The 23,195-nt window shown below is 68.2% G+C and carries 22 protein-coding genes; 10 read left to right on the top strand and 12 right to left on the bottom strand.

The annotated features are described in order from the left end of the window. Window positions 1–665, bottom strand: a 665-nt coding sequence (locus ACFE87_RS19715; RefSeq protein WP_375461360.1) for a peptidoglycan-binding protein, incomplete at its 3' end; no start/stop codon positions are given. Window positions 666–867: 202 nt separating this feature from the next. Here ACFE87_RS19715 and ACFE87_RS19710 point away from each other — a divergent pair. Beyond that, window positions 868–2,307 carry a dihydrolipoyl dehydrogenase gene (locus ACFE87_RS19710; RefSeq protein ID WP_375461359.1) on the top strand — a complete coding sequence of 480 codons (1,440 nt, stop codon included), beginning with the start codon at window positions 868–870 and terminating at the stop codon, window positions 2,305–2,307. Window positions 2,308–2,511: 204 nt separating this feature from the next. On the opposite strand, the gene ldtR is transcribed toward ACFE87_RS19710, so the two are convergent. From ldtR to ACFE87_RS19695, 3 genes are all read right to left on the bottom strand, one after another. Further along, window positions 2,512–3,024, bottom strand: a complete 513-nt coding sequence (gene ldtR, locus ACFE87_RS19705; protein WP_375461358.1) for a transcriptional regulator LdtR — start codon at window positions 3,022–3,024, stop codon at window positions 2,512–2,514. A gap of 182 nt (window positions 3,025–3,206) precedes the next feature. Further along, entirely contained in the window at window positions 3,207–3,662 is a 456-nt protein-coding gene (locus ACFE87_RS19700; protein ID WP_375461357.1) for a DUF6163 family protein, read from the bottom strand. After that, window positions 3,659–4,711 carry an enoyl-CoA hydratase/isomerase family protein gene (locus ACFE87_RS19695; protein ID WP_375461356.1) on the bottom strand — a complete coding sequence of 351 codons (1,053 nt, stop codon included), beginning with the start codon at window positions 4,709–4,711 and terminating at the stop codon, window positions 3,659–3,661. The genes ACFE87_RS19700 and ACFE87_RS19695 overlap by 4 nt, the downstream gene beginning before the upstream one ends. Before the next feature lie 385 nt (window positions 4,712–5,096). On the opposite strand from ACFE87_RS19695, the gene hemB reads away from it, so the two are divergent. Continuing rightward, window positions 5,097–6,155 carry a porphobilinogen synthase gene (hemB, locus tag ACFE87_RS19690; RefSeq protein WP_375461355.1) on the top strand — a complete coding sequence of 353 codons (1,059 nt, stop codon included), beginning with the start codon at window positions 5,097–5,099 and terminating at the stop codon, window positions 6,153–6,155. 35 nt (window positions 6,156–6,190) lie between these two features. Here the strand turns inward: hemB and ACFE87_RS19685 are convergent, their stop codons facing one another. After that, window positions 6,191–6,586, bottom strand: a complete 396-nt coding sequence (locus ACFE87_RS19685; RefSeq protein ID WP_375461354.1) for a hypothetical protein — start codon at window positions 6,584–6,586, stop codon at window positions 6,191–6,193. Window positions 6,587–6,661: 75 nt separating this feature from the next. After that, window positions 6,662–8,260: a S8 family serine peptidase gene (locus ACFE87_RS19680; RefSeq protein ID WP_375461353.1), complete on the bottom strand. Its 1,599-nt coding sequence runs from the start codon at window positions 8,258–8,260 to the stop codon at window positions 6,662–6,664. Between the two features lie 202 nt (window positions 8,261–8,462). Between ACFE87_RS19680 and ACFE87_RS19675 the strand changes: the two genes are divergently transcribed. From ACFE87_RS19675 to ACFE87_RS19655, 5 genes are all read left to right on the top strand, one after another. Continuing rightward, window positions 8,463–9,233: an NUDIX hydrolase gene (locus tag ACFE87_RS19675; RefSeq protein WP_375461352.1), complete on the top strand. Its 771-nt coding sequence runs from the start codon at window positions 8,463–8,465 to the stop codon at window positions 9,231–9,233. Next, complete coding sequence (locus ACFE87_RS19670) at window positions 9,196–10,545, top strand: branched-chain amino acid ABC transporter permease (protein ID WP_375461351.1); 1,350 nt, start codon at window positions 9,196–9,198, stop codon at window positions 10,543–10,545. Before ACFE87_RS19675 ends, ACFE87_RS19670 begins: the two co-directional genes overlap by 38 nt. Before the next feature lie 11 nt (window positions 10,546–10,556). Next, window positions 10,557–11,795, top strand: a complete 1,239-nt coding sequence (locus tag ACFE87_RS19665; RefSeq protein WP_375461350.1) for a threonine ammonia-lyase — start codon at window positions 10,557–10,559, stop codon at window positions 11,793–11,795. 7 nt (window positions 11,796–11,802) lie between these two features. Further along, window positions 11,803–12,276 (top strand): RDD family protein, encoded by a 474-nt coding sequence (locus ACFE87_RS19660; protein ID WP_375461349.1) that lies wholly within the window; start codon window positions 11,803–11,805, stop codon window positions 12,274–12,276. Between the two features lie 66 nt (window positions 12,277–12,342). Continuing rightward, a complete protein-coding gene (locus tag ACFE87_RS19655; RefSeq protein WP_375461348.1) occupies window positions 12,343–13,089 on the top strand; it encodes an arginyltransferase in 747 nt (248 codons plus the stop codon). Window positions 13,090–13,198: 109 nt separating this feature from the next. Here ACFE87_RS19655 and ACFE87_RS19650 read toward each other — a convergent pair whose 3' ends face one another. The 4 genes from ACFE87_RS19650 to ACFE87_RS19635 all read right to left on the bottom strand — a co-directional run bounded on the left by ACFE87_RS19650 (window position 13,199) and on the right by ACFE87_RS19635 (window position 17,220). Then, window positions 13,199–13,486, bottom strand: a complete 288-nt coding sequence (locus ACFE87_RS19650; RefSeq protein ID WP_375461347.1) for a GIY-YIG nuclease family protein — start codon at window positions 13,484–13,486, stop codon at window positions 13,199–13,201. A gap of 89 nt (window positions 13,487–13,575) precedes the next feature. After that, a complete protein-coding gene (locus tag ACFE87_RS19645) occupies window positions 13,576–15,324 on the bottom strand; it encodes a TRAP transporter large permease subunit (protein WP_375461346.1) in 1,749 nt (582 codons plus the stop codon). After that, window positions 15,321–15,989: a TRAP transporter small permease subunit gene (locus tag ACFE87_RS19640; protein WP_375461345.1), complete on the bottom strand. Its 669-nt coding sequence runs from the start codon at window positions 15,987–15,989 to the stop codon at window positions 15,321–15,323. The genes ACFE87_RS19645 and ACFE87_RS19640 overlap by 4 nt, the downstream gene beginning before the upstream one ends. Window positions 15,990–16,077: 88 nt before the next feature. Beyond that, on the bottom strand, window positions 16,078–17,220 hold the full coding sequence (locus tag ACFE87_RS19635; protein WP_375461344.1) for a TRAP transporter substrate-binding protein: 1,143 nt from the start codon (window positions 17,218–17,220) through the stop codon (window positions 16,078–16,080). Between the two features lie 213 nt (window positions 17,221–17,433). Here ACFE87_RS19635 and aqpZ point away from each other — a divergent pair, with 213 nt between their 5' ends. Both aqpZ and ACFE87_RS19625 read left to right on the top strand, forming a co-directional pair. Next, complete coding sequence (gene aqpZ, locus ACFE87_RS19630) at window positions 17,434–18,165, top strand: aquaporin Z (RefSeq protein WP_375461343.1); 732 nt, start codon at window positions 17,434–17,436, stop codon at window positions 18,163–18,165. A gap of 105 nt (window positions 18,166–18,270) precedes the next feature. Next, entirely contained in the window at window positions 18,271–18,870 is a 600-nt protein-coding gene (locus ACFE87_RS19625; protein ID WP_375461342.1) for a Uma2 family endonuclease, read from the top strand. Between the two features lie 114 nt (window positions 18,871–18,984). Here ACFE87_RS19625 and parC read toward each other — a convergent pair whose 3' ends face one another. Next, complete coding sequence (parC, locus tag ACFE87_RS19620; protein WP_375461341.1) at window positions 18,985–21,228, bottom strand: DNA topoisomerase IV subunit A; 2,244 nt, start codon at window positions 21,226–21,228, stop codon at window positions 18,985–18,987. Beyond that, the gene (recO, locus tag ACFE87_RS19615; protein WP_375461340.1) at window positions 21,225–22,028 is read right to left on the bottom strand and encodes a DNA repair protein RecO; all 804 of its coding nucleotides are present in this window, start codon (window positions 22,026–22,028) and stop codon (window positions 21,225–21,227) included. The genes parC and recO overlap by 4 nt, the downstream gene beginning before the upstream one ends. Window positions 22,029–22,139: 111 nt before the next feature. Here recO and ACFE87_RS19610 point away from each other — a divergent pair, with 111 nt between their 5' ends. Beyond that, window positions 22,140–23,141 carry a DUF2865 domain-containing protein gene (locus ACFE87_RS19610; RefSeq protein WP_375461339.1) on the top strand — a complete coding sequence of 334 codons (1,002 nt, stop codon included), beginning with the start codon at window positions 22,140–22,142 and terminating at the stop codon, window positions 23,139–23,141. Window positions 23,142–23,195 lie beyond the last annotated feature (54 nt).

Raw genomic sequence — 23,195 nt, 5'->3', positions numbered from 1 at the left:
TTCACCTGCGTGATCTTGGCATTCATGATGGGCGATTGCCGGTCGATCTTGCCGACGCCGGCGGCGTGGCGGGTGACGACGCGGCCGTCCTCGACCGTCTCGACGAGGGCCGCCGGAATGTTCACGATGACGAAGCGGCGGCCGAGATCGCCCGAATAGGACCGGAGCCGGACCGCGTTCAGCTCGAGCTGACGCATCCGGGTCTCGGCCGGGATGTTCATGGCCGCGACGGTCGCCGAGTTCAGCGTGCCGACGGTCGAGAGCCCGTTCCGCGACTGGAACCGGCGCACGCCCGCCTCGACATAGGAATCGTAGGTGGCCGAGGAGCCGGCGCTCGGATCGAGGTCGCCCTCGACGATGAGCCGCTGGCGGAGCGCCAGCACGGCCGGGCTCTTGGTGCCGACCTTCATGCCGCCCGGCGCCTGCAGGTTCTGCCAGCCGCCGCGCAAAACGATGTCGCGATAGCGCTCGACCATCTCCTCGGTCGAGGCGAGAGCCTCGCGGGAGAGGATCGGGGTGTTCGACCGGGGCACGCGAACGCGGGCGGCGCCGTCGTAATTCTGCGCCCATTCCGCTTGGTCGGCCTGGGCGCCGGGCCCGAAGGCCGTCGCGGACACGGCCGCGGCCGCAGAGGTCGAGAGGAAGGCGCGTCGGGACAGGATCATCAGATCGCGAAGCTCGGTGTCTGAGGAAGGTGCAAGGCCGCAGCGGATGCAACGCAGTCGAGGACGATCACTGCGGCCACGCCGTTAACGTACCGTTATCAGTCGGGCCGTTTTGTGGCACCGCCCTTTCGCGCATGCCCTGCGCGTCTTACCAGCATGGCTCCGGGCGCCCTGGCGCGCCCTCGCGGCAAAGAGGTGGCGGGTGCGGCAAATCTCATGCGACGTGGCGATCATCGGCGCCGGGACGGCGGGACTCGCGGCCCGGGCGGCGGCGGATGGCGACGGCGCCCGGACCGTCCTGATCGATGCGGGGCCGGGCGGCACCACCTGCGCGCGCGTCGGCTGCATGCCCTCGAAGCTCGTGATCGCGGCCGCCGCGGCCATGAAGGATACGGAGAGGCTCGGGCTGTTCGGGCTCCGGCTCGAGGGCCGCGTCGCGGTGGACGGGCCGGCCGTGATGGACCGGGTCCGGCGCGAGCGCGACCGCTTCGTCGGCTCGGTCCTCGAGAACGTCGCCGATATCCCGGCCGAGCAGCGGATCGCCGGCCGGGCCCGTTTCACCGGCCCGACCTCGCTCCGCATCGACGATCACACCGAGATCGAGGCCCGGGCGATCGTGATCGCAACGGGATCGAAGAGCGCCGTGCCGAAGGTGCTGTCCGGGCTCGGTGAGATCGTTCTCACGAACGAGACGGTGTTCGAACTGCCGGAGCCGCCGCCTTCGCTCGCCGTGATCGGCGCCGGGCCGCTCGGGATCGAGCTCGCGCAGGCCTTCGCCCGCCTGGGCACCCGGGTCACGGTCTTCGACAAAGCCGATCGGATCGCCGGCCTCGCCGATCCGGCGGCGGCCGGCATCGTCCGCGACCTCCTGTCAGTCGAGATCGAGCTCCGTCTCGGGGTCGAGATCGAGGCCGAGCCTGCCGCGGAGGGCGGGGCGAAGCTGCGCTGGCGCGGCGCGGCCGGCGCGGCCGGCGCGACCGGCGAGGCCGTCTTCGCCCGCGTCCTCGCCGCGGCCGGCCGGCCGCCGAACCTGTCCGGCCTCAACCTCGACCGGGCCGGGCTCGCGCTCGACCCGCACGGCACGCCCGTCTTCGACCGTGCGACGATGCGGTGCGGGGCGAGCGCCGTCTTCCTCGCCGGCGATGCCGGCCACGACCGGCCCGTCCTGCACGAGGCCGCCGCGGAAGGCCGCATCGCGGGCCTGAACGCCGCCCGCTTCCCCCGGGTCGAGCCCATGCCGAGGCAGGTGCCGCTCTCGATCGTCTACACGGACCCGGAGATCGCGGTGGTCGGGCGTCCCTGGTCGGAGGAGGAGGACTTTGCCGTCGGCGACGCGGATCTCGGCCAGTCGGGCCGCGCCCGCGTCATGGGCCGCAATGCCGGGGTGATCCGGGTCTACGCGTGCCGGGACGGAGGACGGATCGAGGGCGGCACGATCGTGGGACCCGAGGCCGAGCATCTCGGCCACCTCCTCGCCTGGACGGTACAATGCGGGATGACCGTGGACGCGGTGCTCGCGCTGCCCTTCTACCACCCGACCCTGGAGGAATCCTTCCGGGGCGCGATCCGGAAGCTCTGCGGGGAGACGAGGTCGCGTCCGCCGGCGAGGCCGGGCGATCTGGAATTCGGGCCGGGGGTGTGAAGGCACGGAAGGGCCAACCTCCTCACGCCGAAATCTTCGTGTGGATCGTCCTCGGCGTCATTCCTGGGCTCGCCGAGCGAGGACCCGGAACTTACGGCTCGCACGCGATGTGGATCGCTTCTCGTCTCCTGCCCTTCCGTGGGTTCCGGGTTCCGCTTCGCGGCCCCGGAATGACGGAGCGCCTGCCAGCCAGGTCAGATGGCCTCAGAGCCGATACCGGATCTGGTCGGTCCAGAAGCGCTCGAGGCGGACGAGGGACTGGTTCAGGCGGGCGAAATCATCGTCCGAGATGCCGCCGATCGGCTCGATCGTCTGGGCGTGCTTGTCGTAGAGCTTCGAGACGATCTCGTGCACGGCATTGCCCTTCTCGGTCAGGCTGATCCGGACCGAGCGGCGGTCGACGCGGGAGCGGGCGTGGTGGAGATAGCCCATCTCGACGAGCTTCTTGACGTTGTAGGAGACGTTCGAGCCGAGATAATAGCCCCGGGTGCGAAGCTCGCTCGCGGTCAGCTCCTTGTCGCCGATATTGTAGAGAAGAAGCGCCTGGACGCTGTTGACGTCGTCCCGGCCGCGCCGCTCGAACTCGTCCTTGATGACGTCGAGGAGGCGCCGATGAAGCCGCTCCACGAGATGGAGCGCCTCGAGATATTTGGGCTTCGCTGCCAACTCGCCGACCGTCTCGGCCGGGGGGAGGATCTTCTTCGCCAGGGAGCTCATGTTCTGCCTCACCGCATGGACCCGGGTGACCCGGTTTTGCTTGTAGGGAGAACCTAAGTTACGCGAATGAAGACCACTTTAAACAAGAGGATGAATCCAGGCTTTACCCCTTGGCGTAAACAATTGCTAAAATGCAGATTGATTTACCTTGCGAAAGCCTTGCTGCCGCCGGCAAGGTGTTGTCACTCCTCCACTGCCGCGAGCCACGATAGAACCAGATAAACCATGATGCAGCTGATGAACAGCGCGATGACCAGGGCAGAGTTCGACACGAAACGGGGGAAGAACACGGCCAGGATGAGATGGCTCATGACCGCCAGGAACCAGAGAACGCCGCCCCAATTCGAGGTGAGCCACAGACCGATCGCGGCCACGAGGTCGATCACCGCGAAGTAGATGATCGCGGCCTGAAAGCCCGAGGTCGCGCCCTCGAACGGCGTCGTGGCGGCGGCGAGGCCGATGATGATGCCCCAGGCCAGCAGCCCCTTCACGAGCCAGACGAGGCCGAGCACCCGCATGAACCAGACGAGCGCCGTGTTCCAGCGCACGGTATCGCTCGGGCCGGTCTCGCGGAGAACGTCGTCCGAGGGAGGCGCGCCGGCGCCCCGAGGGCCGGCCGGCGTGCGGCGCCCGATCACGGCGAGACCTCGAGGTCGTCGCGGCCGAGCGGCGCGACATGCGCCTCCACGAAGGCGGGATCGATCCCGGCCAGCGTCTCGGGATTCCAGCGCGGCCGGCCGTCCTTGTCGATGATCGCGGCCCGGACGCCCTCGTAGAAATCATGGCCGCGGGCGACCCGCGACACGATCCGGAATTCGGTGACCATGGCCTCCTCGAAGGTCATCTCCCGCCCTCGCCGGACCTGCGCGAAGGCGAGGGAGAGGCTGGACGGCGCCTTGGTCCGGATCGTGGCGGCGCAGTCGCGGGCGAAATCGGAGCCCGCCGCCGCCGCCTCGTCCAGCGCCGCGAGCACCGCCGGCACGGACTCGGCCGAGAAGCGGCGCTGGATCGTGCCGCGTTCCGATGACAGGGGGCCCTCGGCCGCCGGCCGGGACGCCTGCGCCAGCGCCGTGTCGACCGGCTCGCCCGAGACCAGGGCCGCCTCCAGCGCCTCGAAATCGCCGGACGGGACCAGATGAGTCGCGAGGCCGATCGCGGCGGCGTCGTCGGCTCCGACCCGGGCGCCGGTCAACGCCAGATACATGCCGGTCTCGTCCGGCAGGCGCGGGAGGGCGTAGGTCGCCCCGACATCCGGCACGAAGCCGATCCCGACCTCCGGCATGGCGAGGCTGTAGCGGTCTCCCGCGACTCGGTGGCTGCCATGCAGCGACACGCCAACGCCGCCGCCCATCACGAGCCCGTCGATCAGCGCGACATAGGGTTTCGGATAGCGCTTGATGCGGATGTTCAAGCGATACTCCGTCCGCCAGAAGGCGAAAGCCTCCTCAACCCGCCCTCCCCGGCCGGCCTCGTAGAGGGCCCGGACGTCGCCGCCGGCGCAGAAGGCCCGGTCGCCGGCACCCTTGACGATGATGCGGGTGACGGCGGGATCGCTCTCCCATCGGTCCAATGCCTCGGCCAGGCGATCGACCATGCCCTGCGTCAGCGCGTTCAGCGCCCGCGGCCGGTTCAGCGTCACGATGCCGGCCGCGCCACGCCGTTCGGAGATGATCTCAGGCTCGTCCATTCGGGCTCCCGGGGAGGCCGGGCTTAGACCGCGTCTCCCCGGGAGCGTCAATCGTGACGAGAGGGCCTCGGTGGAAAGGGAGGACAACGGCGATGAGCACACGCCGCCTCTCCCTCCCCGGAGGGAGGGCCGAGTCGAAGCGCAGCTTCGAGCCGGGGTGGGGTCACGGGGCCGGGTGTCCCCACCCCGGTTCGGCTTTGCCGAATCGGCCCTCCCCTTCGGGGAGGGATAGGCGGCACGGCTTCATCCGAGCGGCTGCGAAGATCGTACGGCCGCACGAGCCATGTCGTCCCTGCGCATCTCCGGCCAGCGACGCTGATGGCGGTTCCTTGGACCATTTCGAATGTGTTAGCGTCGAACCCTCTCCCGCCCCCCGGAGCGCTCGATGTCCGCCAGGCTCGCCCCCTTCCCTCGTCCCGCCGCCCGCGAGATCGCCCGCGAGGCCGTCGAGACGACGTCGGCGCTGATGCTGCGGACGCGGCCGCGCCGCAACCGGAAGAGCGAATGGGCGCGGCGCCTCGTGCGCGAGAACGTGGTCACGGCCGACGACCTGATCTGGCCGCTCTTCCTCATCGACGGCGAACGCCGCCGCGACCCGATCGCGGCCATGCCGGGCGTCGAGCGGATCTCGATCGACGAGGCCGTGCGGGCCGCCGAGCGCGCGGCCTCGCTCTCGATCCCGGCGATCGGGCTCTTTCCCTACACCGAGCTGAGCCTGCGCGACCCGCGCGGCTCCGAGGCGCTGAACGCGCAGAACCTCGTCTGCAAGGCGGTGCGGGCCGTGAAGGCGGCCGTGCCCGAGATCGGCATCATCACCGACGTCGCCCTCGACCCGTATACGAACCACGGCCATGACGGGCTGCTGCACGAGGATGGCCGCATCCTGAACGACGAGACGGTCGCGGTCCTGGTCGAGCAGGCGCTGATCCAGGCCGCCGCCGGGGCCGACATCATCGCGCCTTCCGACATGATGGACGGGCGGGTCGCGGCGATCCGGGAGGGGCTCGACCGGGCGGGCTTCCTCGACGTGCAGATCATGGCCTACGCGGCGAAATACGCCTCCGCCTTCTACGGCCCTTTCCGGGACGCGCTCGGCACCAAGCTCATCGGCGACAAGCGCACCTACCAGATGGATTCGGCGAACTCGGCCGAGGCGCTTCGCGAGGTCGCGCTCGACCTCGAAGAGGGCGCCGACATGGTGATGGTGAAGCCCGGCCTGCCCTATCTCGACGTGATCCGCCGGGTGAAGGACACCTTCGAGGTCCCCACCTTCGCCTACCAGGTGTCCGGCGAATACGCGATGATCCAGGCCGCCGCCCAGAACGGCTGGATCGACGGCGACCGCGCCATGATGGAGAGCCTGGTCGCCTTCAAGCGCGCCGGGGCCGACGGCGTGCTGACCTATTACGCGCCGCTGGTGGCGGAGCGGTTGAAGGCCGGATAGCCTCGTCTCCAGCATCCCGCACCGTGGTTCGCCTGCTACCGTCGCGTATTCGGCCAAATCGCCGTGATCGCCGGAATCTTAGCTAGTTCGCGCAATTGTGGTCCGGTCGCATCCACAACGAACGTTCCGGAACTGGCCAGGAACGTTTCCGGCGTCCGCCCAATAATCCTCTCGATCTCTCCGCCAACCCGATGCACCACGCGCTCGGCATCGGCCGGCTTGTCATCGGCTGCCGGTCCGATCCTGAACGCGGGCGTCCCAAAACCCATGCCAAGCCGGGGCGACAGCACCTCAAGCGAAGGACCGGGAACGTCGATCTCGAGAATGACGGTATGCGGTCCTGCCATCGTGCCAGAGGCTGCCTCGTCTCGCAGTTGCTCGGACCGGATCTTCCCAAGTTCGGTGGCAACTCCGTCATTGTGGCTGGGCATGGACATCTCCGGGTCAGGCTGCCTCCTGATATAAGGTGGCAGACGGCGACTTGCGCGGGTCGAGTGTCGCAGCTCTCAATACCCTTTCTCCTGAGCGAAGCCGATCGTTCTGAGTATATCGATCCGTCCAAAGCCGAAACGGTGATTTTGGCCCGACTCTCCCAACTCCTCGGCCGAGCCGGTGAGGAGATCCTGGATGACGAAGGCACGTTGAGCCGCAGGAACCGTCTGCAGTCTCGTCGCGCTCAGAAGCAGCGCGATCGCCCCGGCGACATGCGGCGTAGCCATCGAGGTACCATTGAAGTGCTCCCACTTACCGCCGGGAACGGACGAGTAGATCGCGACCCCCGGAGCCGACACGTCCGGCTTGGAATACACGAGGGGAAGCATACTCTCCGGAAATAGCTGGGAGCGACGAATGATCTGGGTCCGTCCGCCGCTGAATCCAGCCGCCCGGTCTGACGGATCCGTCGCCCCGACGGCGAATGCCAGGAAGTCACTTCCAGGCGTCCCACTCGTCTGGCTGCCTTCGTTGCCGATTGCCGCTATCACTGGGATACCCACCTGCAGAGCCGAAAGGATCGCCTTCGTGTAGGTCGGGGGAACGTCGGGCCCGAGCACGAAGCCGCCGAGGGACATGCTGATGGCGTCGACGCCTTTGTTAACGGCCCAATCGATGCCGGCGAGGATCTGAGCGTCGGTTCCGCCGAGCGCCCCGTTCAGCACAAGCGCTGCGGCGATCTCTGCCTCGGGCGCCACACCGATCCAGCGACCGCTGGCATTTCCACCGAGTATCGTGCCGGCGCAATGCGTACCATGCCGATCGCTGTCATGCGGCCTCGAGCCCGCGACCTCCCTGCCCTTGTCGTCGAACTCCGCCCAATCCGTAATCTTTCCATTAAGATCCGGGTGGCTGGCGTCGACGCCTGTGTCGAGAAGGCCTATCTTTACGCCTCTGCCCCGGGCGCCAAGGGCACCCCAGGCGGCCAGGGCTCCGATCCGCCTCACGCCCCAACTGCTGATTTTGCTGTCCTCAACGGCGCCGGGCAGGCTTTTGGGGACGGCGACCGGAGGAACGAACATGCGGCGGTTCGGGAGGATATCTTCGATATCCGGGACTGCCGCCCCAAGGCTTGACAGATCGGAATCCCTGACCTGGATCACGGCGCTGGTCGACGTCCAGAAACCGGTCGGCTCCGTGGGCTCCGGTCGTCGTCGGGCCGGTATGGCGGCGATTGCCGCCACGGACTGGCGCACAAGATCGGAGGCCAGCAGAGGTGCGAGTGCGCTGAAGTTCGTTCTTCGGAGCACCTCGATTCCGAGGTCGAGCGCCGCCGGAGCCGTCGCGGCGATCTGAGCTGCGAGGCTGCGTTTGTCGTTGTTGAGTTCACGCTTGTCCGCGGCACGCGAGCGGGCGCTCTTCGTGGATGGCAGGCCTGATTCAAGCGCTCCTCTGCTGACCGGCAGGAGGTCTCTCGCCGACACGGACAATCCGCGAACGCGAAGTGCTTCAGCTAGGGTCGACAGAAGTGTCGAGTCATCCAGAGTCGGGGACTTCATTCTGACGATCACGTCGTGCACATCGCTGTTGCTCGTGTCTCTTATGTACTCGATCTGCCTTGCTAGGTGCTTATCCGTTGTTTCCCTGCCGACATGTGGTGCGGCTGCTGGCATGTCTTCCCCCGTCTTCGTCCGACTGGTCGGCCCAATTTGCGAACGTCATAGGATTGATCATGTCGAACCAACTTGCAAGCATCAGTTGTAAGCTCGTCGCTTCAGCCCTTCGATCATCCTGCACTGTTTGTCAGCTCACGAAGGCAGGTGCCGACCTGTCCAAAAGTGTCGACAGAGATCGGCCGTTCGGTCAGAACGCCTCATGACCGTTATAGTCGTCTCAGCCGCGCCCTCCGCGACCGTGATGCTGGTGCGTGACCGCCCGGCCTTCGAGGTGCTGATGGTGCAGCGGCATCACGAGATCGATTTCGCCTCGGGTGCCCTCGTTTTCCCGGGCGGCAAGGGGGAGGGGGGGGAGGGCGGCCCGGCCGGGGAACCCCATTGTTTCGGCTGGGACGAAGTCCCGCCCGACGAGCGCGCGCTGCGGGTCTGTGCCATCCGTGAGGCCTTCGAGGAATCCGGCATCCTGATCGCCCGGCATGCCGGCGACGCCGCTTGGGAGATCGGCACGCGAGCGGCGCTCGAGCGAGAGGCGCTCGCCCGGGGGGAGCTGAGCTTCCTCGGCCTCGTGGCCGGGCTCGCGGTAAAACTCGATCTCGGCGCGATGGCGCTCTTCGCCCATTGGATCACGCCGGCCTCGATGCGGAAGCGCTTCGACACCCGCTTCTTCCTGATGACTGCGCCCGAGGATCAGATCGCCGCCTGCGACGGCTGCGAGACCGTGGATGCGGAATGGGTCACGCCGGACGAGGCCTTGCGTCTGCGCGAGAGCGGCGAGCGCATCATCCTGTTTCCCACGCGACTGAACCTCGAATTGCTGGCGCGGAGCGCGAGTGTTGCGGATGCTTTCGCGAGCCTGAAGGCGCGCCCGGTCGTCACGATCGAGCCTTTGGTCGAGCAAATCGAGGGCGGTATGCTGCTCACGATCCCGCCGGATGCCGGCTACGGCGTGGTCGAGCCGCAGAGGCTCTAGCCTGCCCCCCGTTCTCCGCTTCCTCGTCGCGCCGGCCCTCGCCGCCGCCGCGGGCTGCGCTATCCTCGTCGATGCCGACCAGGCCCGAATCTGCCGCGTCGCTCTCCCGGCGATCGAGCCGGCCGGGACGCGCATCGCCCTCCGCCGGGTGCGAGCCGCTGAGGCCGGGCTGCGGATCGACTACGACGCCATTCCGACCGATGGCGGGACGCTCGCACGCCACGCGACCTGCCGCTTCGGACCGGCGAAGGACCTCGTCGGGATCACGACCGATCGGGGCGAGGTCGAGGGCAGCCGCATCTTCCTCCTGAAGCGCTATTACGTCGACACGCCGGAGGGGATCGCGGCCGATCCGGGCGAGCCGCCGCCCGGCGCGAACGTGCCGGAGGTCCCGGCCTGGCTCGCCCACCTCCTCCAGCACCTTCTGCTCGGCCTGCCGGCGGCCGCCATCTACGGCCTCCTCGCGGCGGCGTATGGGCTCCTGTTCGGGCTCGTCGGGCGCATTCACCTCGCCTTCGGCGAGATCGCGGCGATCGGTGCGGCGGCGATCGGACTCGTGGCGGCGGCGATCGCGGCGGGTGGTCCGGGGCTGCTCGTACCGGGCCTCCTGGCCGGGCTCTTGGTCGCGCTCGCGGCCTCGGCCCTCCACAACTTCGTCGCCGGCCACGCCGCCTTCGTGCTCGTCCCGGCCGGCCGGGCGCAGGCGAGCCTGATCGCGACGCTCGGTCTCTCGCTCGCACTGTCCGAATATCTGCGTCTCGTCGGCGGCACCACGCCCGACTGGATCCCGCCCTTCGGGGCGGAGCCGATCGCCCTCGCCCGGGCCGGGACCTTCCTGGTCACGGTCACGCCCGCGACCCTCCTCACCGGAGGGGTCGGGGCGGGCGCCGCCCTGGCGCTCGTCCTCTACCTCCGGCGCTCCCGGTTCGGGCGCATGTGGCGGGCCGGCGCGGACGATATGCTCGCGGCCGCGCTCTGCGGCATCGATGGACGCCGCCTCGTCGTCGCGACTCTTCTCCTGTCGGGAGCCCTCGCCGGCCTCGCTGGGGCGCTCGTGGCGATCCGCTTCGGCGCGCTCGGCTTTGCCGGCGGCTTCCCGCTCGGCCTGAAGGCGCTCGCGGCCGCGATCCTCGGCGGGATCGGCTCCGTCCCGGGCGCGCTTCTCGGCGGGATCGCGATCGGGGCCTTCGAAACGCTGTGGTCGGCATACCTCCCGATCGCCTGGCGCGACCTCGCCCTCTATGCGGTCCTGATCGCAGCCATCATTCTGCGGTCGGAGGGCGCCACGGGCGCCTCCCTGCGAAAACCCTGAGGAGACGCCCCTTGCCGCATGCCATCACGGTCGAGGATGTCAGGGCGGCGGCCTCCGTGATCGCCGGCCGGGTGCTCGAGACGCCGACCATGCCGGCGCCGGGGCTGTCCGACCTCACCGGCGCCACCGTTTTCGTGAAGCACGAGAACATGCAGGCGACGGGCTCCTTCAAGGAGCGGGGCGCGCTCGTGAAGCTGGACAGCCTCACGCCCGAGGAGCGCCGGCGCGGCGTGGTCGCGATGTCGGCCGGCAACCATGCCCAGGCGGTGGCCTATCATGCCCGCCGCCTCGGCATCCCGGCCACGATCGTGATGCCGGTCGGGACGCCGCTCGTGAAGGCGGAGAATACCCGTTCGCACGGCGCCGAGGTGCTTCTCGACGGCGAGACCCTGGCCGATTCCGCCGAGCATGTGGCACGGCTCGTCCGGGAGCGCGGCCTCGTTCTCGTCCATCCCTATGACGACGCGCGCGTCATGGCCGGACAGGGCACGATCGCCCTGGAGATGCTGGCGGCGATCCCGGATCTCGACGATCTGGTCGTGCCGATCGGCGGTGGCGGGCTCATTTCCGGGATGGCCGTCGCGGCCCGTGCGGTCCGGCCCGGAATCCGGATCGTCGGGGTCGAGGCCGCGCTCTTCCCGTCCTTCTGCAACGCGATCCGGGGCGAGGATTCGCCGATCGGCGGGCAGACCCTCGCCGAAGGCATCGCCGTGAAGACCGTCGGGCGGCTGACGCTGCCGATCGTGCGCGATCTCGTGGAGCCGATCGTCCTCGTCGACGAGACCCTGATCGAGCGGGCCGTCGCCGCCTTTGCGACGCTGTCGCGGACCATGGCCGAGGGGGCGGGCGCGGCCGGCCTCGCCGCCATGCTGGCCCGGCCCGATCTCTTCGCCGGACGACGGGTCGGCCTCGTCCTGTGCGGCGGCAATATCGACGCCCGGCTTCTCGCCTCCGTGATGGTGCGGGAATTGGAACGCGACGACCGCATCGCCTCCTTCCGGATCACGACCGGCGACCGGCCGGGGCTTCTGGGATCCCTCGCCACCCGGCTCGGCCAGCTCGGCGCCAATATTCTCGAGGTGTCGCACGGACGCCTGTTCCTGGACGTCCCGGCGAAAGGGGTCACCGTCGATGTGACGATCGAGACACGAAACAGTCGGCACACGTCCGACGTTCTTACCGCTCTGGCCGAGGACGGGCTCAATCCCCGCCGCATCGGTCCGAGCGGTCTGTCCGAGACCGCCTATTGAGGTCACGATGCAATACGACGCGCCATATGCCAGCACCTACGCGCGAAGCACCCTGATCGGGCCACGCACCGAAGGCGTGCTCGGGCGGCGGGTGCTCGCCTATGTCGTCGACCTGTTCGTGATCACGCTGCTGGCCGCCCTGTTCGGAACGCTGCTGGCGGTCGCGAGCGTCGTCACCTTCGGGCTCACGCTGCCGCTCTTCGCCATCCTGTGGCCGGCGACCGCGATCCTCTACAGCGCCGTCAGTGTCGGCGGATCCGGTACGGCCACCTTCGGCATGCGGATCATGGGCCTCAGCGCGCTCGACGCCTCGACCGGCGGCCGGGTCGGGTTTCTGGTCGCGGGCGTCCACGCGCTCCTGTTCTATGTCGGGATCGGCACGCTGCTGCTGCTCATCCTCGACGTCGTGATCGGCTTCGCGCGCAGCGACCGGCGGCTCGGCCACGATCTCCTGGCCGGGATCATCGTCGTCCTGCGCTGACGGATCGCGGCCGCCCGGCTTGTCGCGCGGCCCGGCTCATGCATCGTGAGGGCGAGAGTCGAAGCCGTGACGAGCCACCCCCGCGACGCACCGCAATTCTACCTGACCGCACCCTCGCCCTGTCCCTATCTCGAGGGCCGCGAGGAGCGGAAGGTGTTCACCCATATCGTCGGCCGCCGCGCCCGCGAGATCAACGAGGTGCTGACGCAGGGCGGCTTCCGACGCTCGCAGACGATCGCCTACCGGCCGGCCTGCGAATCGTGCCGGGCCTGCATTTCGGTCCGCGTCCTCGCCGACGAGTTCGTGCCGTCCGGCAACATGCGGCGGGTGACCAGACTGAACCGTGATCTCGTCGGAACGACGATCCCGAACCAGCCCACCTCCGAGCAATACGGCCTGTTCCGCCGCTATCTCGCGGCCCGCCACCACGAGGGTGGCATGGTCGACATGACGGTGCTCGACTACGCCATGATGGTGGAGGACAGCCACGTCGAGACCCGCATCGTCGAATATCGCCGGCGCGGACCCGACACCGCCATCCACGGCCGCGGCCAGGGCCCGCTCGTCGCGCTCTGCCTGACCGACGAACTCTCGGACGGGCTGTCGATGGTCTATTCCTTCTTCGACCCCGAGCTCGCCGCCCGCAGCCTCGGGAGCTACCTCATCCTCGACCACATCGCCCGCGCCCGCGCCAAGGGCCTGCCCTTCCTGTATCTCGGCTATTGGGTCGAGGGCTCCCGCAAGATGGACTACAAGGCCCGCTACCGGCCGCAGCAGCGGCTGCTGTCGACGGGCTGGGCGAGGATGGAGTGAGGCGGGCTGGCCGCTCGTGGGAGCCCCGGCCGTCTTTGCGAGCGAAGCGAAGCAACCCAGAGCCGGCGCGCTTCCCCCTGGGTTGCTTCGCTTCGCTCGCAATGACGGATTAAGCTAGGCTCTCGTATAGATCGAGCCAACGTGGGTTGGTTTCCTCGATAAGGGCCAGCTTCTTCTTCCTCGACCCGCCCTTGATCTGCTTCTCCCGGGCGATCGCTTCAAGCATCGTCAGGTAGGACTCGTACCAGACGAGCAGCTTGCAGCCGTAGCGGGCCGTGAACCCGGGAACGAACCCTTCGCGATGCTGGAACACGCGGCGTGACAAGTCCGCGGTCACGCCCGTGTAGAGCGTGCCGTTCCGGGCGCTCGCCATGATGTAGACAGCCGGTGCCCGCACCTTACCTCGTCATTGCGTGCACAGCGAAGCAACCCAAGGGGAAGCGCGCGAGCTCTGGGTTGCTTCGCTGTGCTCGCAATGACGGACCCTCACCCCCCGTAGAGATACCGCGGCAGCCACAGCGTGAGCCCGGGCCAGATATACATGAACACCATGCAGACGATGACGATCAGCATGTAGGGCATCATGCCGGCGAAGATCTGGTTCAGGGTCACGTGTTTCGGCGCGACGCCCTTGAGGTAGAAGGCTGACATCGCGACCGGCGGCGACAGGAAGGCCGCCTGCAGGTTCACGAAGACGAGGACGCCCCACAGGATCGGGTCGATGCCGAAATGCTTCAGCATCGGCAGGAAGATCGGCACGAAGATGATGATGATCTCCGTCCATTCGAGCGGCCAGCCGAGGACGAAGATGATGGCCTGGGACAGGAGCATGAACTGGAGCGGCGTCAGGTCGAGCCCCAGCACCCAGCGCTCCAGCAGCGCCTGGCCGCCGAGGATCGCGAAGACGGCCGAGAAGAGGGCCGAGCCGACGAAGAGCCAGCACACCATCGAGGTGGTCTTGGCCGTCAGGAACACGGCCTCCTTGATGCGCTTCCAGTCGAGCGTGCGGGCGTGGAACGCCAGAAGGAAGGCGCCGGCTGCGCCGACGGCCGCGGATTCGGTCGCGGTCGTGATGCCGAACAGGATCACGGCCAGGACCACGACGGTCAGGATGCCGAGCGGCATCGTGGAGACCGTCAGGAGCTTGATCACCTGCAGCCGCTCCGGCCGCATCCGGGCGTAGTAGCGCAGCATGACGACGGCCATCGCCACCGCGATGATCGAGAACCAGAGATAGAAGGCTTCGGGCGGCCCCGCATCGGCCGGGGTGGGCGCCGGCCCGCCGCCCCCGCCCCCGAGCTGCTCGAGACCCTCGGGCGGGGCCTCCTCGGCCTTCTTCTGCTGGTGGATGACGACGTACCACCAGGCCGCCCAGAGCGTGCCGGACACGAGGGCGAGCGGCACGAGGGAATAGGCGAAATTCCGCACGAGGTCGCCATAGGTCAGGCGGCCGGTCTCGCCTTCGATCGCCATCGCCTTGCGGGGCGACGCGAGGCCTTTCACGAGGCCGACGAAGATGTTGTCCGAATAGGCGTGCTGGAGGCGACGCATCCAGTCCGGCACCGGAACCCGGGTCTGCTCCTCGGAAAGTCTGGGCGCGATCCTCGGATTGATGAGCGCCCAGCCGACCACGTAGATCAGGTAGAGCAGCGCCAGGAAGAAGCCCGGAAACATGGCGGCTGCGTAGAGCTTCACGACCGACTGGCCCGCGACCGCGGCGTAGACGATGATCATCACCGACGGCGGGATCAGGATGCCCAACGTGCCGCCGGCCGTGATGACGCCGGAGGCGAGCTTCACGTCGTAGCCGGCCTTCAGCATCGGGTTGAAGGCGATCACGCCCATCAGCACGACGACCGCGCCGACCAGGCCGCTCGCGATGCCCCAGAAGGTGCAGACGATCAGGGTCGCGACCGCGAGCGACGCCGGGACGTTCCGGAACGCGAGCTGGATCGAATAGAACATCTTGTCGACGAGCGCGCCGCGCTCCATCACGTAGCCCATCAGCACGAAGAGCGGGATGGAGATCAGGACGTCGTTGGTCATCGCGCCGTAGGTGCGCTGGACCATGAGGTCGAAGACCTTGTTGTCGTACCAATGCTCGGCCGGGTTGAAGAAGGCGATGTAGCCGAAGAACATCCCGAGCCCCATCAGCGTGAAGGCTGTCGGGAAGCCCATCATGATCACGACGACGATGAGGGAGAGCATCAGGAGCCCGAGTGCCGGATCGCTCATGACTGCAACTCCGACCCCATGCCGCGCTGGCGGGCGATCTCGTCGATCCTCGAGGCTCCCTCGATCGCGCGCTTCTTCGATTCGTCGTCCACATACTCGCTATGGGCGAGCTGCTCCTCGATCACGTCCGTCTCGGAGACGTCCTTGAGGCGGCTCGGCCATTCACCCGTCTTGAGGCAGACGACGGCCCGCACGATCTCGGCGAAGCCCTGGAAGAGGACGAGCGCGCCCGCGATCGGGATCACGGTCTTGAAGTGATAGACCGGCGGCCCGTCGGCCGTGACGTTCGAATGCTCGTTGATGCGCCAGGAATCCGCGGCGTAATCCGCACCGGCATAGACCAGGGCCGCGATGCCCGGAATGAAGAAGACGAGGTAGAGGACGAGGTCGAGCGAGGCCTGCGTGCGCGGCCGCATCGACGAGTACAGGAAGTCGCCCCGCACATGCGCGTTCTGCGCCAGGGTATAGGCCCCGCACAGCATGAACAGCGAGCCGTAGAGCATGTTCGACGCGTCGAAGATCCAGGCCGTCGGCATGTTCAGGATGTAGCGCTTGAACACCTCGGCGCAGACGAGGAGCATCAGCCCGATGATCAGCCAGGCCGCAGCCTTGCCGACGAACGTGCTGACACCATCGACGAAATGCAGGACGCGCTGGACGCTCATGCGGGGCAGCCGGTCTGGAGAGGAGATCACGGGCAAGCAAAGCGCCGCCGGGCAGAGGCCCGGCGGCGCTGGTCACGTCGAGAACGGATCAGATCTTCTTGGCGGCGGCGTTCCGGCCGAAATAATGATCGTAGGCCATGCGCCGGCTCACCACCGTGTCCTGCTCCCATTGCGTGGTGCGCTGGGCGTAGGCGATCTGCGAGTCGAGGATCTTCTTGAAGAGCGGGTTCTCGCCTGCCTTCTTCTTGACGACGTCGTCGTAGACCTCGAGCTGCCGCTTCAGGATGGCATCCGGCGTCTTGTAGAACTTGACGCCGTCCTTCGATTGCAGCTCGGCGTAGTCCTTCGAGTAGCGGTCGATGGCCTTCACGGACATGTCCTGGCCGGCCGCGTCGACCGCGTAGGAGATGATGGCTCTCATCTTCTCCGGAAGCGCGTCGTACTTGCCCTTGTTGAACATGATCTCGAACTGCTCGGCATTCTGGTGATAGCTCTGCAGCATGCAGACCTTCGACACGTCGGCGAAACCGAGCACCCGGTCGGAGGAGGCATTGTTGAACTCGGCCGCGTCCAGCAGCCCGCGGTCCATGGCGGAGACGATCTCGCCGCCGGGCAGCGCGTTCACGGCCGCACCCATGCCCTGGAACACGTCGATCGAGATGCCGACGGTCCGGAACTTGATGCCCTGCAGGTCCTCGACCTTGGTGATCGGCTTCTTGAACCAGCCGAGCGGCTGGGTCGGCATCGGTCCGTAGGGGAAGGACACGACATTCGCGCCGATCGAGGCGTAGAGCTCGGCCAGCAATTCCTTGCCGCCGCCGTAACGATGCCAAGCGAGCAGCATGTTGGCGTCCATGCCGAAGCCCGGCCCGGAGCCCCAGAGCGCGAGCGCCGTTTGCTTGCCGTAATGGTAGGCGAGCACGCCATGGCCGCCGTCGAGCGTGCCCTTGGACACCGCGTCGAGGAGGCCGAAGGCCGGAACCACGGCGCCTGCGGGAAGGATCTCGATCTTGAGGTCGCCGCCGGTCATGTCGTTGACCTTCCGGGCGTAGTCCTGTGCGTATTCGTGGAAGATGTCCTTGGACGGCCAGGTGCTCTGGAACCGCATGCTGACCGGGCCCTGACTCTGGGCGACGGCGGGAGCGGCTACGCCCGCGACGGCGGCGACGGCGCTGCCTGTCAAGAACTTCCGTCTCGAACTCTTGGATACGGGTGTATTCGACCCTGTCATGGCGTCCTCCGGTAAGCGCGGCCTTACTGACCGCATCTCGGCCAGCTAAGTACGCGATGCGCCGCGGACGCAAGGGCCGACCGTGCGCGTCGGGATCAACACTTCGACTCGTACGCCATCCGCGCCCTCGGCAGTAACCGCGGCGAGCGAAACGAGTCGTGCGGTCGACGAATCGCCCCTACCAATGTCGCGGGCGTGGGCTCGGGGGATACGATGATGCGGAAATACGCAGCCGAGGCGATCGGCACCTTCTGGCTCACCTTCGGAGGATGCGGAAGCGCCGTGATGGCGGCCGCCTTTCCCGAGGTCGGGATCGGGCTCCTCGGCGTCTCCTTCGCCTTCGGGCTCACCGTTCTGACGATGGCCTATGCCATCGGCCATGTGTCGGGCTGCCACCTCAATCCGGCCGTGACGGTCGGGCTCGCGGCCGGCGGGCGTTTTCCGACGAACCAGATCGCGCCCTATGTCGGCGCGCAGGTGATCGGGGCCGTGATCGGGGCCGCCATTCTCTACCTGATCGCGAGCGGGGCGCCGGGCTTCTCCACGGCCGGAGGATTCGCGGCCAATGGCTATGCGGACCATTCGCCCGGAAAATACGGCCTCGTCGCTGCCTTCCTGGCCGAGTTCGTGCTGACCATGATGTTCCTCTTCATCATCATGGGTTCGACCCACGGCAAGGCCCCGACCGGCTTCGCCCCGATCGCGATCGGGCTCGGCCTGACCCTGATCCATCTCATCTCGATCCCGGTGACGAACACTTCGGTGAACCCGGCTCGCTCGACGGGGCCAGCGTTGTTCGCGGGCGGCTGGGCCATCGGGCAGCTCTGGCTGTTCTGGGTCGCGCCGCTCCTCGGCGGGGTCGTGGGTGGCTTCCTGTATCGCTGGCTGTCGGAGGAACCCTCGGCCCCGATCGTGGGCGACAAGACGGCCGCACTCAGGCCGTGAGGGTCGGCGCTCTCCGCAGGATCGACGGGCACGGCTGGGCGAAAGCCCTGCCGTCTCGTCTTCCATCTCGGCGCGGTATAGGCTGACAGCAGCCGGAGTTGGTGCATGTCGCAGCCGTTACCGCGGCAGATGAGCCTGGACGAATTTTTCGCCTGGCAGGAACGCCAGGACGATCGCTTCGAGTTGGTCTCTGGTCAGCCGCTCCGGATGATGGCGGGCGTGACGAACCGGCACGACCAGATCGTGGTCAATCTCATCATCGATCTCGGCACCCGGCTGCGGGGGAGCGGTTGTACGACCTTCACCGGCGATAGCGCGATCGAGACTTACCCCGGCCAAATCCGACGACCGGACGTGGGCGTGGACTGCGCTCGTCGTGATCCGAACGCCTACAAAGCCGCCGCGCCTCGTTTCGTGGCCGAAATCCTGTCACCCTCGACGCGCGACTTCGACACCTATGCCAAGGTCGTTGAGTACAGAAGCGTCTCGGGCCTGGACTACATCCTGCTGATCGAACCGAATGCCCCTGAGGCGGTGATGTGGGTCCGGGCGGGAGCGGAGTGGCGGGTCGAGCGAAGCGACGGGCTCGAGGCGTCGATCGATCTTCCCGGCCTCGGTGTGTCGCTGCCCATGGCCGAACTCTACGACGGCATCACCTTCCCGACCGGCCCGCGCCTCGCCTTTGGCCGCCTGCCGGGGGAGTGACGCTGCACGCCACGCGTTGCTGTCAGACCCTCCACCCGCTCATCCCGGCGAAAGCCGGGATCCAGCTCTCAGCCGTGCCCTGGACCCCGGCTTTCGCCGGGGTGAGCGGCGTGGTCACCCGAATGTATTTGTTGTTGGGAAGCCATTGGGCGGCAAGCGTCCGGCCTCAGCGCGATTGCCAATCCATGGCTTCAGCTCCTCACCAGAGACCGTCCGGGTACGCTCAGCGTTGATCCGCCAGGTCAGCCCGTCGGCGAGCGCGAAGCATTTGGCGTCGGCGACGTCGCCGTCCTTGTAGCGCTGCAGGCGGACGCCCTTGCCGCGGCTCATCTCCGGGAGCTGCGAGAGCGGGAAGACCAGCAGCTTCCGGTTCTGCCCGACGATGGCGACATGGTCGCCCGTGACCGGAGCGGCGACAAGCGCCCGGCCCTTGGCCTCGACGCCGAGCACGTTCCGGCCTTTCCGCGTGGTGGCGACGAGGTCCGAGGCGGACACGATGAAGCCGCGGCCGTCGGAGGCGACGAGGAGCAGCTTCGAATCCGGCCGGTAGACGAAGGCCGACACGACGTCGGTGCCCTCGTCGAGATCGGCCGAGAGCCGGATCGGGTCGCCGAAGCCGCGCCCGCCGGGCAGCTTCGCCGCGTCCAGCGTGTAGAACTTGCCGTTCGTCGCCATGACCAGGATCTTCGACGTCGTCTCGGCGAAGAACGAGGTCTTCAGCTTGTCGTCGCCCTTGAACTCGACCTTCGAGAGGTCGGCGACGTGCCCCTTCATGGCCCGGATCCAGCCCTTGTCGGACACGATCACGGTCACGGGCTCGCGCTCGACGATGGCCTCGGCGAAGTCGACGTCGCCGATCTCGGGCGCGGCCTCGATCGTGGTGCGGCGGCGGCCGAGCGGGGTTTCCGGCCCATAAGCCTTCCGGACCGCCCTCACCTCCCAGGCGATCGTCTTCCACTGTTTCGCTTCCGAACCGAGGAGATCCTCGATCTCGCCCTTTTCGGCCTCGAGCTGGCCCTGCTCGCGCTTCAGCTCCATCTCCTCGAGGCGCCGGAGCGAGCGGAGGCGCGTGTCGAGGATCGCGTTCGCCTGGACTTCGGTCAGCGTGAAGACGCGCATCAGCTCCCGCTTCGGCTCGTCCTCCTCGCGGATGATCTTGATGACCCGGTCGAGGTCCAGATAGACGATCAGCAAGCCGCCCAGGATCTCGAGCCGGCGCTCGATCGCGGCGAGCCGGTGGCGGGAGCGGCGGCCGAGCACGTCGCGGCGATGGTCGAGCCACTCGCGCAGGCATTCGGCCAGGCCCAGCACCTTCGGCACCTTGCCGCCGCCGACCAGCACATTGATGTTGAGGCCGATCCGGACCTCGAGCTCCGTCAGCCGGAACAGCGATTCCATCAGCACGACCGGATCGACGGTGCGGGCGCGCGGCTCGAACACGACCCGGACGTCCTCGGCCGATTCGTCCCGCACGTCGGCCAGCAGCGGCAGCTTCCGCTCGGTGATGAGTTCGGCGATCTTCTCGATCAGCCGCGATTTCGGGATGCCGTAGGGGATCTCGGTGACGACGACGGCCCAGGTACCCCGCCCCGTATCCTCCTTCTTCCACCGCGCCCGGACCCGGAACGAGCCGCGCCCGGTCCGGTAGGCCTCCTTGATGGCGTCCGGACCGTCGACCAGGATGCCGCCGGTCGGGAAATCCGGGCCGGGCACGAAATGGACGAGGTCGGCCGAACTCGCCCCGGGATGGGAGATCAGGTAGAGCGCCGCGTCGCAGAGCTCGCCCGCATTGTGGGGCGGGATCGAGGTCGCCATCCCGACCGCGATGCCCTGCGACCCGTTCGCGAGCAGGTTCGGGAAGGCGGCCGGGAGCACCACCGGCTCGTCCGTCGAGCCGTCGTAATTCGGCCGGAAGTCGACCGCGTCCTCGTCGATCCCGTCGAGCAGACGGCGCGCGACGTCGGTGAGGCGGGTCTCGGTGTAGCGCTGGGCCGCGGCCGCGTCGCCGTCGATATTGCCGAAATTGCCCTGGCCGTCGACGAGCGGGTAGCGCGAGGAGAAGTCCTGCGCGAGCCGCACCAGCGCGTCGTAGATCGCCTGGTCGCCGTGCGGATGGAACGAGCCCATCACGTCGCCGACGACTTTCGCGGATTTCTTGAACGGCCCGCCCGGATTGAGGCGAAGAAGGTTCATGCCGTGCAGGATGCGGCGGTGGACGGGCTTCAGCCCGTCGCGGGCATCCGGCAGCGCGCGGTGCATGATCGTCGAGAGCGCATAGGCGAGATAGCGCTCCTCGAGCGCCTCGCGCAGCGGGATGGTCTCGATCCCCTCCTCGGGGGGATCGACGGGCTTGTTCATGCGGGGTCGGTCCGAAGCGAATCGTCTGCGGCGAAGGCCTGATCGGGCATCTTAGCAGGCTCGACCCCTTGCGCGGCGATTGCCCGGGCAATGAAGCGGGAACGCTCGTCCGGAGCCGTCGCGCCTCTCGGCTCATAGACGTGCCGGTCCAGGAAATGCCCCGTCAGCCGGAAGGCATCGGCGATGTCCTGGCGCACGAACTCGACCTCGCCCTCCCCCGTCTCGGAGGCCAGGAAGGCCGGCAGGCGCAGGAGCCGCGACTGCCAGGCTTCGCCGGCCACCCGGCCGACGGCCCGGCCGGTCCGCGGCGACACATAGGCGAGGCCGATCCGCTCGCCGGTCGCCGCGCAGGACAGGAGGTCGAGCCCGAAGCCGAGTTCGGCCAGCAGCGTCACCTCGAACCGGGCGAAGAGAGCGGGCGCGAGCGCCTCGTCGTCGAGGCGGTCGAGAAGGGCCTCGGCCGCATCCGACAGGTCGGGATGCGGGTCGCGCTCCGCCAGCAGCCGGAGATGCGCGGCCAGGGTCGCGAGGCCCGTCAACGCGAGCGGCGAGGCCATGAGGCGGGCGGCCCGCATCTCGTCCGCCTCGACCACATAGGTGCCCATCTGCTCGTCGAGCCGCGCCCGCCAGGTGAGAGCGACCGTGTTGCCCGGCTGGAGCAGCGCCCCGAAACGCCGCGACCGCCCGCCATGGACGAGGCCGAGATGGCGGCCATGCTCGCGCGTCATCGCCTCCAGGATGACGCTCGTCTCGCCATGGGCGCGCGCCCCGAGAATGAAGCCCCTGTCGGACCAGTTCACGCCGAATCCAGATCGAGCGCCCGCACGTATTCGATCCCGTTAACGATTCGTTGACCACGATCGCGGTGGCGCGCTAGGGGTGTAGCTGCGGCCTCGAGGTGGAGTTCTAGCATGAAAACGGGTGCCGCGCCGACCGAGGCGGGTTCGAGCCCGACGGCTCCCGCAAGGTTCGAGCGGTACGCGCGCCGGCCCCTGATCGCGGCGTGCCTCGCGGTCATCTGCGGGCTTGGCCTGGCTGCGGCGGGCGTGACCCTGGTCCGGGCAGCCGACGACACCGGCCTTTTCGACATCCTGCGCAGCGACTACCTCCGCTCGGCCGCGCGCGCGGTGCGCTTGCCGCGGCGCGAGATCTACAGGGAGCCGGTGGTCGAGTACCGGCGCCCCGTCGCGCAGCGCAAGGTCGTTCGCCGCAAGGCCCGCGTCGGCTTCGCCTCGGCCAATGCCCGAATCTATGCCCGGCAGACGCTCTGCGTGCGGACCTGCGACGGCTACGTCTTCCCGGTCGGGACCTATTCGAACCGGCTCGACCTCCCGGCCCATCAGGCGGCCTGCTCCTCCGCCTGCCCGGGCGCCGAGATGGCCCTCTACACGCTTCCGCCCGGCCAGAGCCGGGACGACCCGTCCAAGGCCGTGTCGGTCCGCGACGGTACCCCCTACTCCCGGCTGCGGACGGCCTCCCTGTTCAAGACCAAGCGGGTTCCGGCCTGTTCCTGCCAGGGGCCGGACAACATCGCCCGCGCGCTCCCGATCCCGCTCGACCCGACGCTCCGGACGGGCGACGTCGTGGTCGACCGCAAGGGCGATGCGAAGGTCTATGCGGGATCCGGTCGCGTGCCGCATTCGCCGCGCTCCTTCACCGAGGTGCGGGGCAGCCGCGTGCTGACCCGGACGGCGGCCGCCCAAGTCGACCGGCTGATGGGCATTTCGCAGCGCGAAGCGACCCTTCGGGCCTTCCAGCGCCGGCTCCGCACCCGCGAAGCGTCGCTCCAGGTCGGGGGTTTCACCGAGGTCAAGGCGCCGGCCGGGTCCGGGGCGGGCGTCCGGGCCTTCCAGCTGACCAGCGGCACCGGCCGGATCGACGCGTCGGGCGCCCGTATCATCGTCGTCCGGTAGGGCGGCTCAGCCGTCGCACCGCCGCTCATCCCGACGAAAGTCGGGATCCTGACA

Origin of the sequence: uncultured Enterovirga sp. (genome assembly GCF_964242715.1) — a bacterium.
In the GTDB taxonomy this organism is placed as follows: Bacteria; Pseudomonadota; Alphaproteobacteria; order Rhizobiales; family Beijerinckiaceae; genus Enterovirga.
The sequence above is the reverse complement of the archived record's forward strand: the minus strand, read 5'-3'. Positions and strand labels throughout refer to the sequence as shown.

What these genes read in the sequence shown, in the direction of transcription:
- ldtR (WP_375461358.1), bottom strand. Translation starts at nt 3,024, where the DNA reads ATGAGCTCCCTGGCGAAGAAGATCCTCCCCCCGGCCGAGACGGTCGGC.
- ACFE87_RS19695 (WP_375461356.1), bottom strand. Translation starts at nt 4,711, where the DNA reads ATGGACGAGCCTGAGATCATCTCCGAACGGCGTGGCGCGGCCGGCATC.
- hemB (WP_375461355.1), top strand. Translation starts at nt 5,097, where the DNA reads ATGTCCGCCAGGCTCGCCCCCTTCCCTCGTCCCGCCGCCCGCGAGATC.
- ACFE87_RS19685 (WP_375461354.1), bottom strand. Translation starts at nt 6,586, where the DNA reads ATGCCCAGCCACAATGACGGAGTTGCCACCGAACTTGGGAAGATCCGG.
- ACFE87_RS19680 (WP_375461353.1), bottom strand. Translation starts at nt 8,260, where the DNA reads ATGCCAGCAGCCGCACCACATGTCGGCAGGGAAACAACGGATAAGCAC.
- ACFE87_RS19675 (WP_375461352.1), top strand. Translation starts at nt 8,463, where the DNA reads ATGACCGTTATAGTCGTCTCAGCCGCGCCCTCCGCGACCGTGATGCTG.
- ACFE87_RS19670 (WP_375461351.1), top strand. Translation starts at nt 9,196, where the DNA reads ATGCCGGCTACGGCGTGGTCGAGCCGCAGAGGCTCTAGCCTGCCCCCC.
- ACFE87_RS19660 (WP_375461349.1), top strand. Translation starts at nt 11,803, where the DNA reads ATGCAATACGACGCGCCATATGCCAGCACCTACGCGCGAAGCACCCTG.
- ACFE87_RS19645 (WP_375461346.1), bottom strand. Translation starts at nt 15,324, where the DNA reads ATGAGCGATCCGGCACTCGGGCTCCTGATGCTCTCCCTCATCGTCGTC.
- ACFE87_RS19640 (WP_375461345.1), bottom strand. Translation starts at nt 15,989, where the DNA reads ATGAGCGTCCAGCGCGTCCTGCATTTCGTCGATGGTGTCAGCACGTTC.
- ACFE87_RS19635 (WP_375461344.1), bottom strand. Translation starts at nt 17,220, where the DNA reads ATGACAGGGTCGAATACACCCGTATCCAAGAGTTCGAGACGGAAGTTC.
- aqpZ (WP_375461343.1), top strand. Translation starts at nt 17,434, where the DNA reads ATGATGCGGAAATACGCAGCCGAGGCGATCGGCACCTTCTGGCTCACC.
- ACFE87_RS19625 (WP_375461342.1), top strand. Translation starts at nt 18,271, where the DNA reads ATGTCGCAGCCGTTACCGCGGCAGATGAGCCTGGACGAATTTTTCGCC.
- parC (WP_375461341.1), bottom strand. Translation starts at nt 21,228, where the DNA reads ATGAACAAGCCCGTCGATCCCCCCGAGGAGGGGATCGAGACCATCCCG.
- ACFE87_RS19610 (WP_375461339.1), top strand. Translation starts at nt 22,140, where the DNA reads ATGAAAACGGGTGCCGCGCCGACCGAGGCGGGTTCGAGCCCGACGGCT.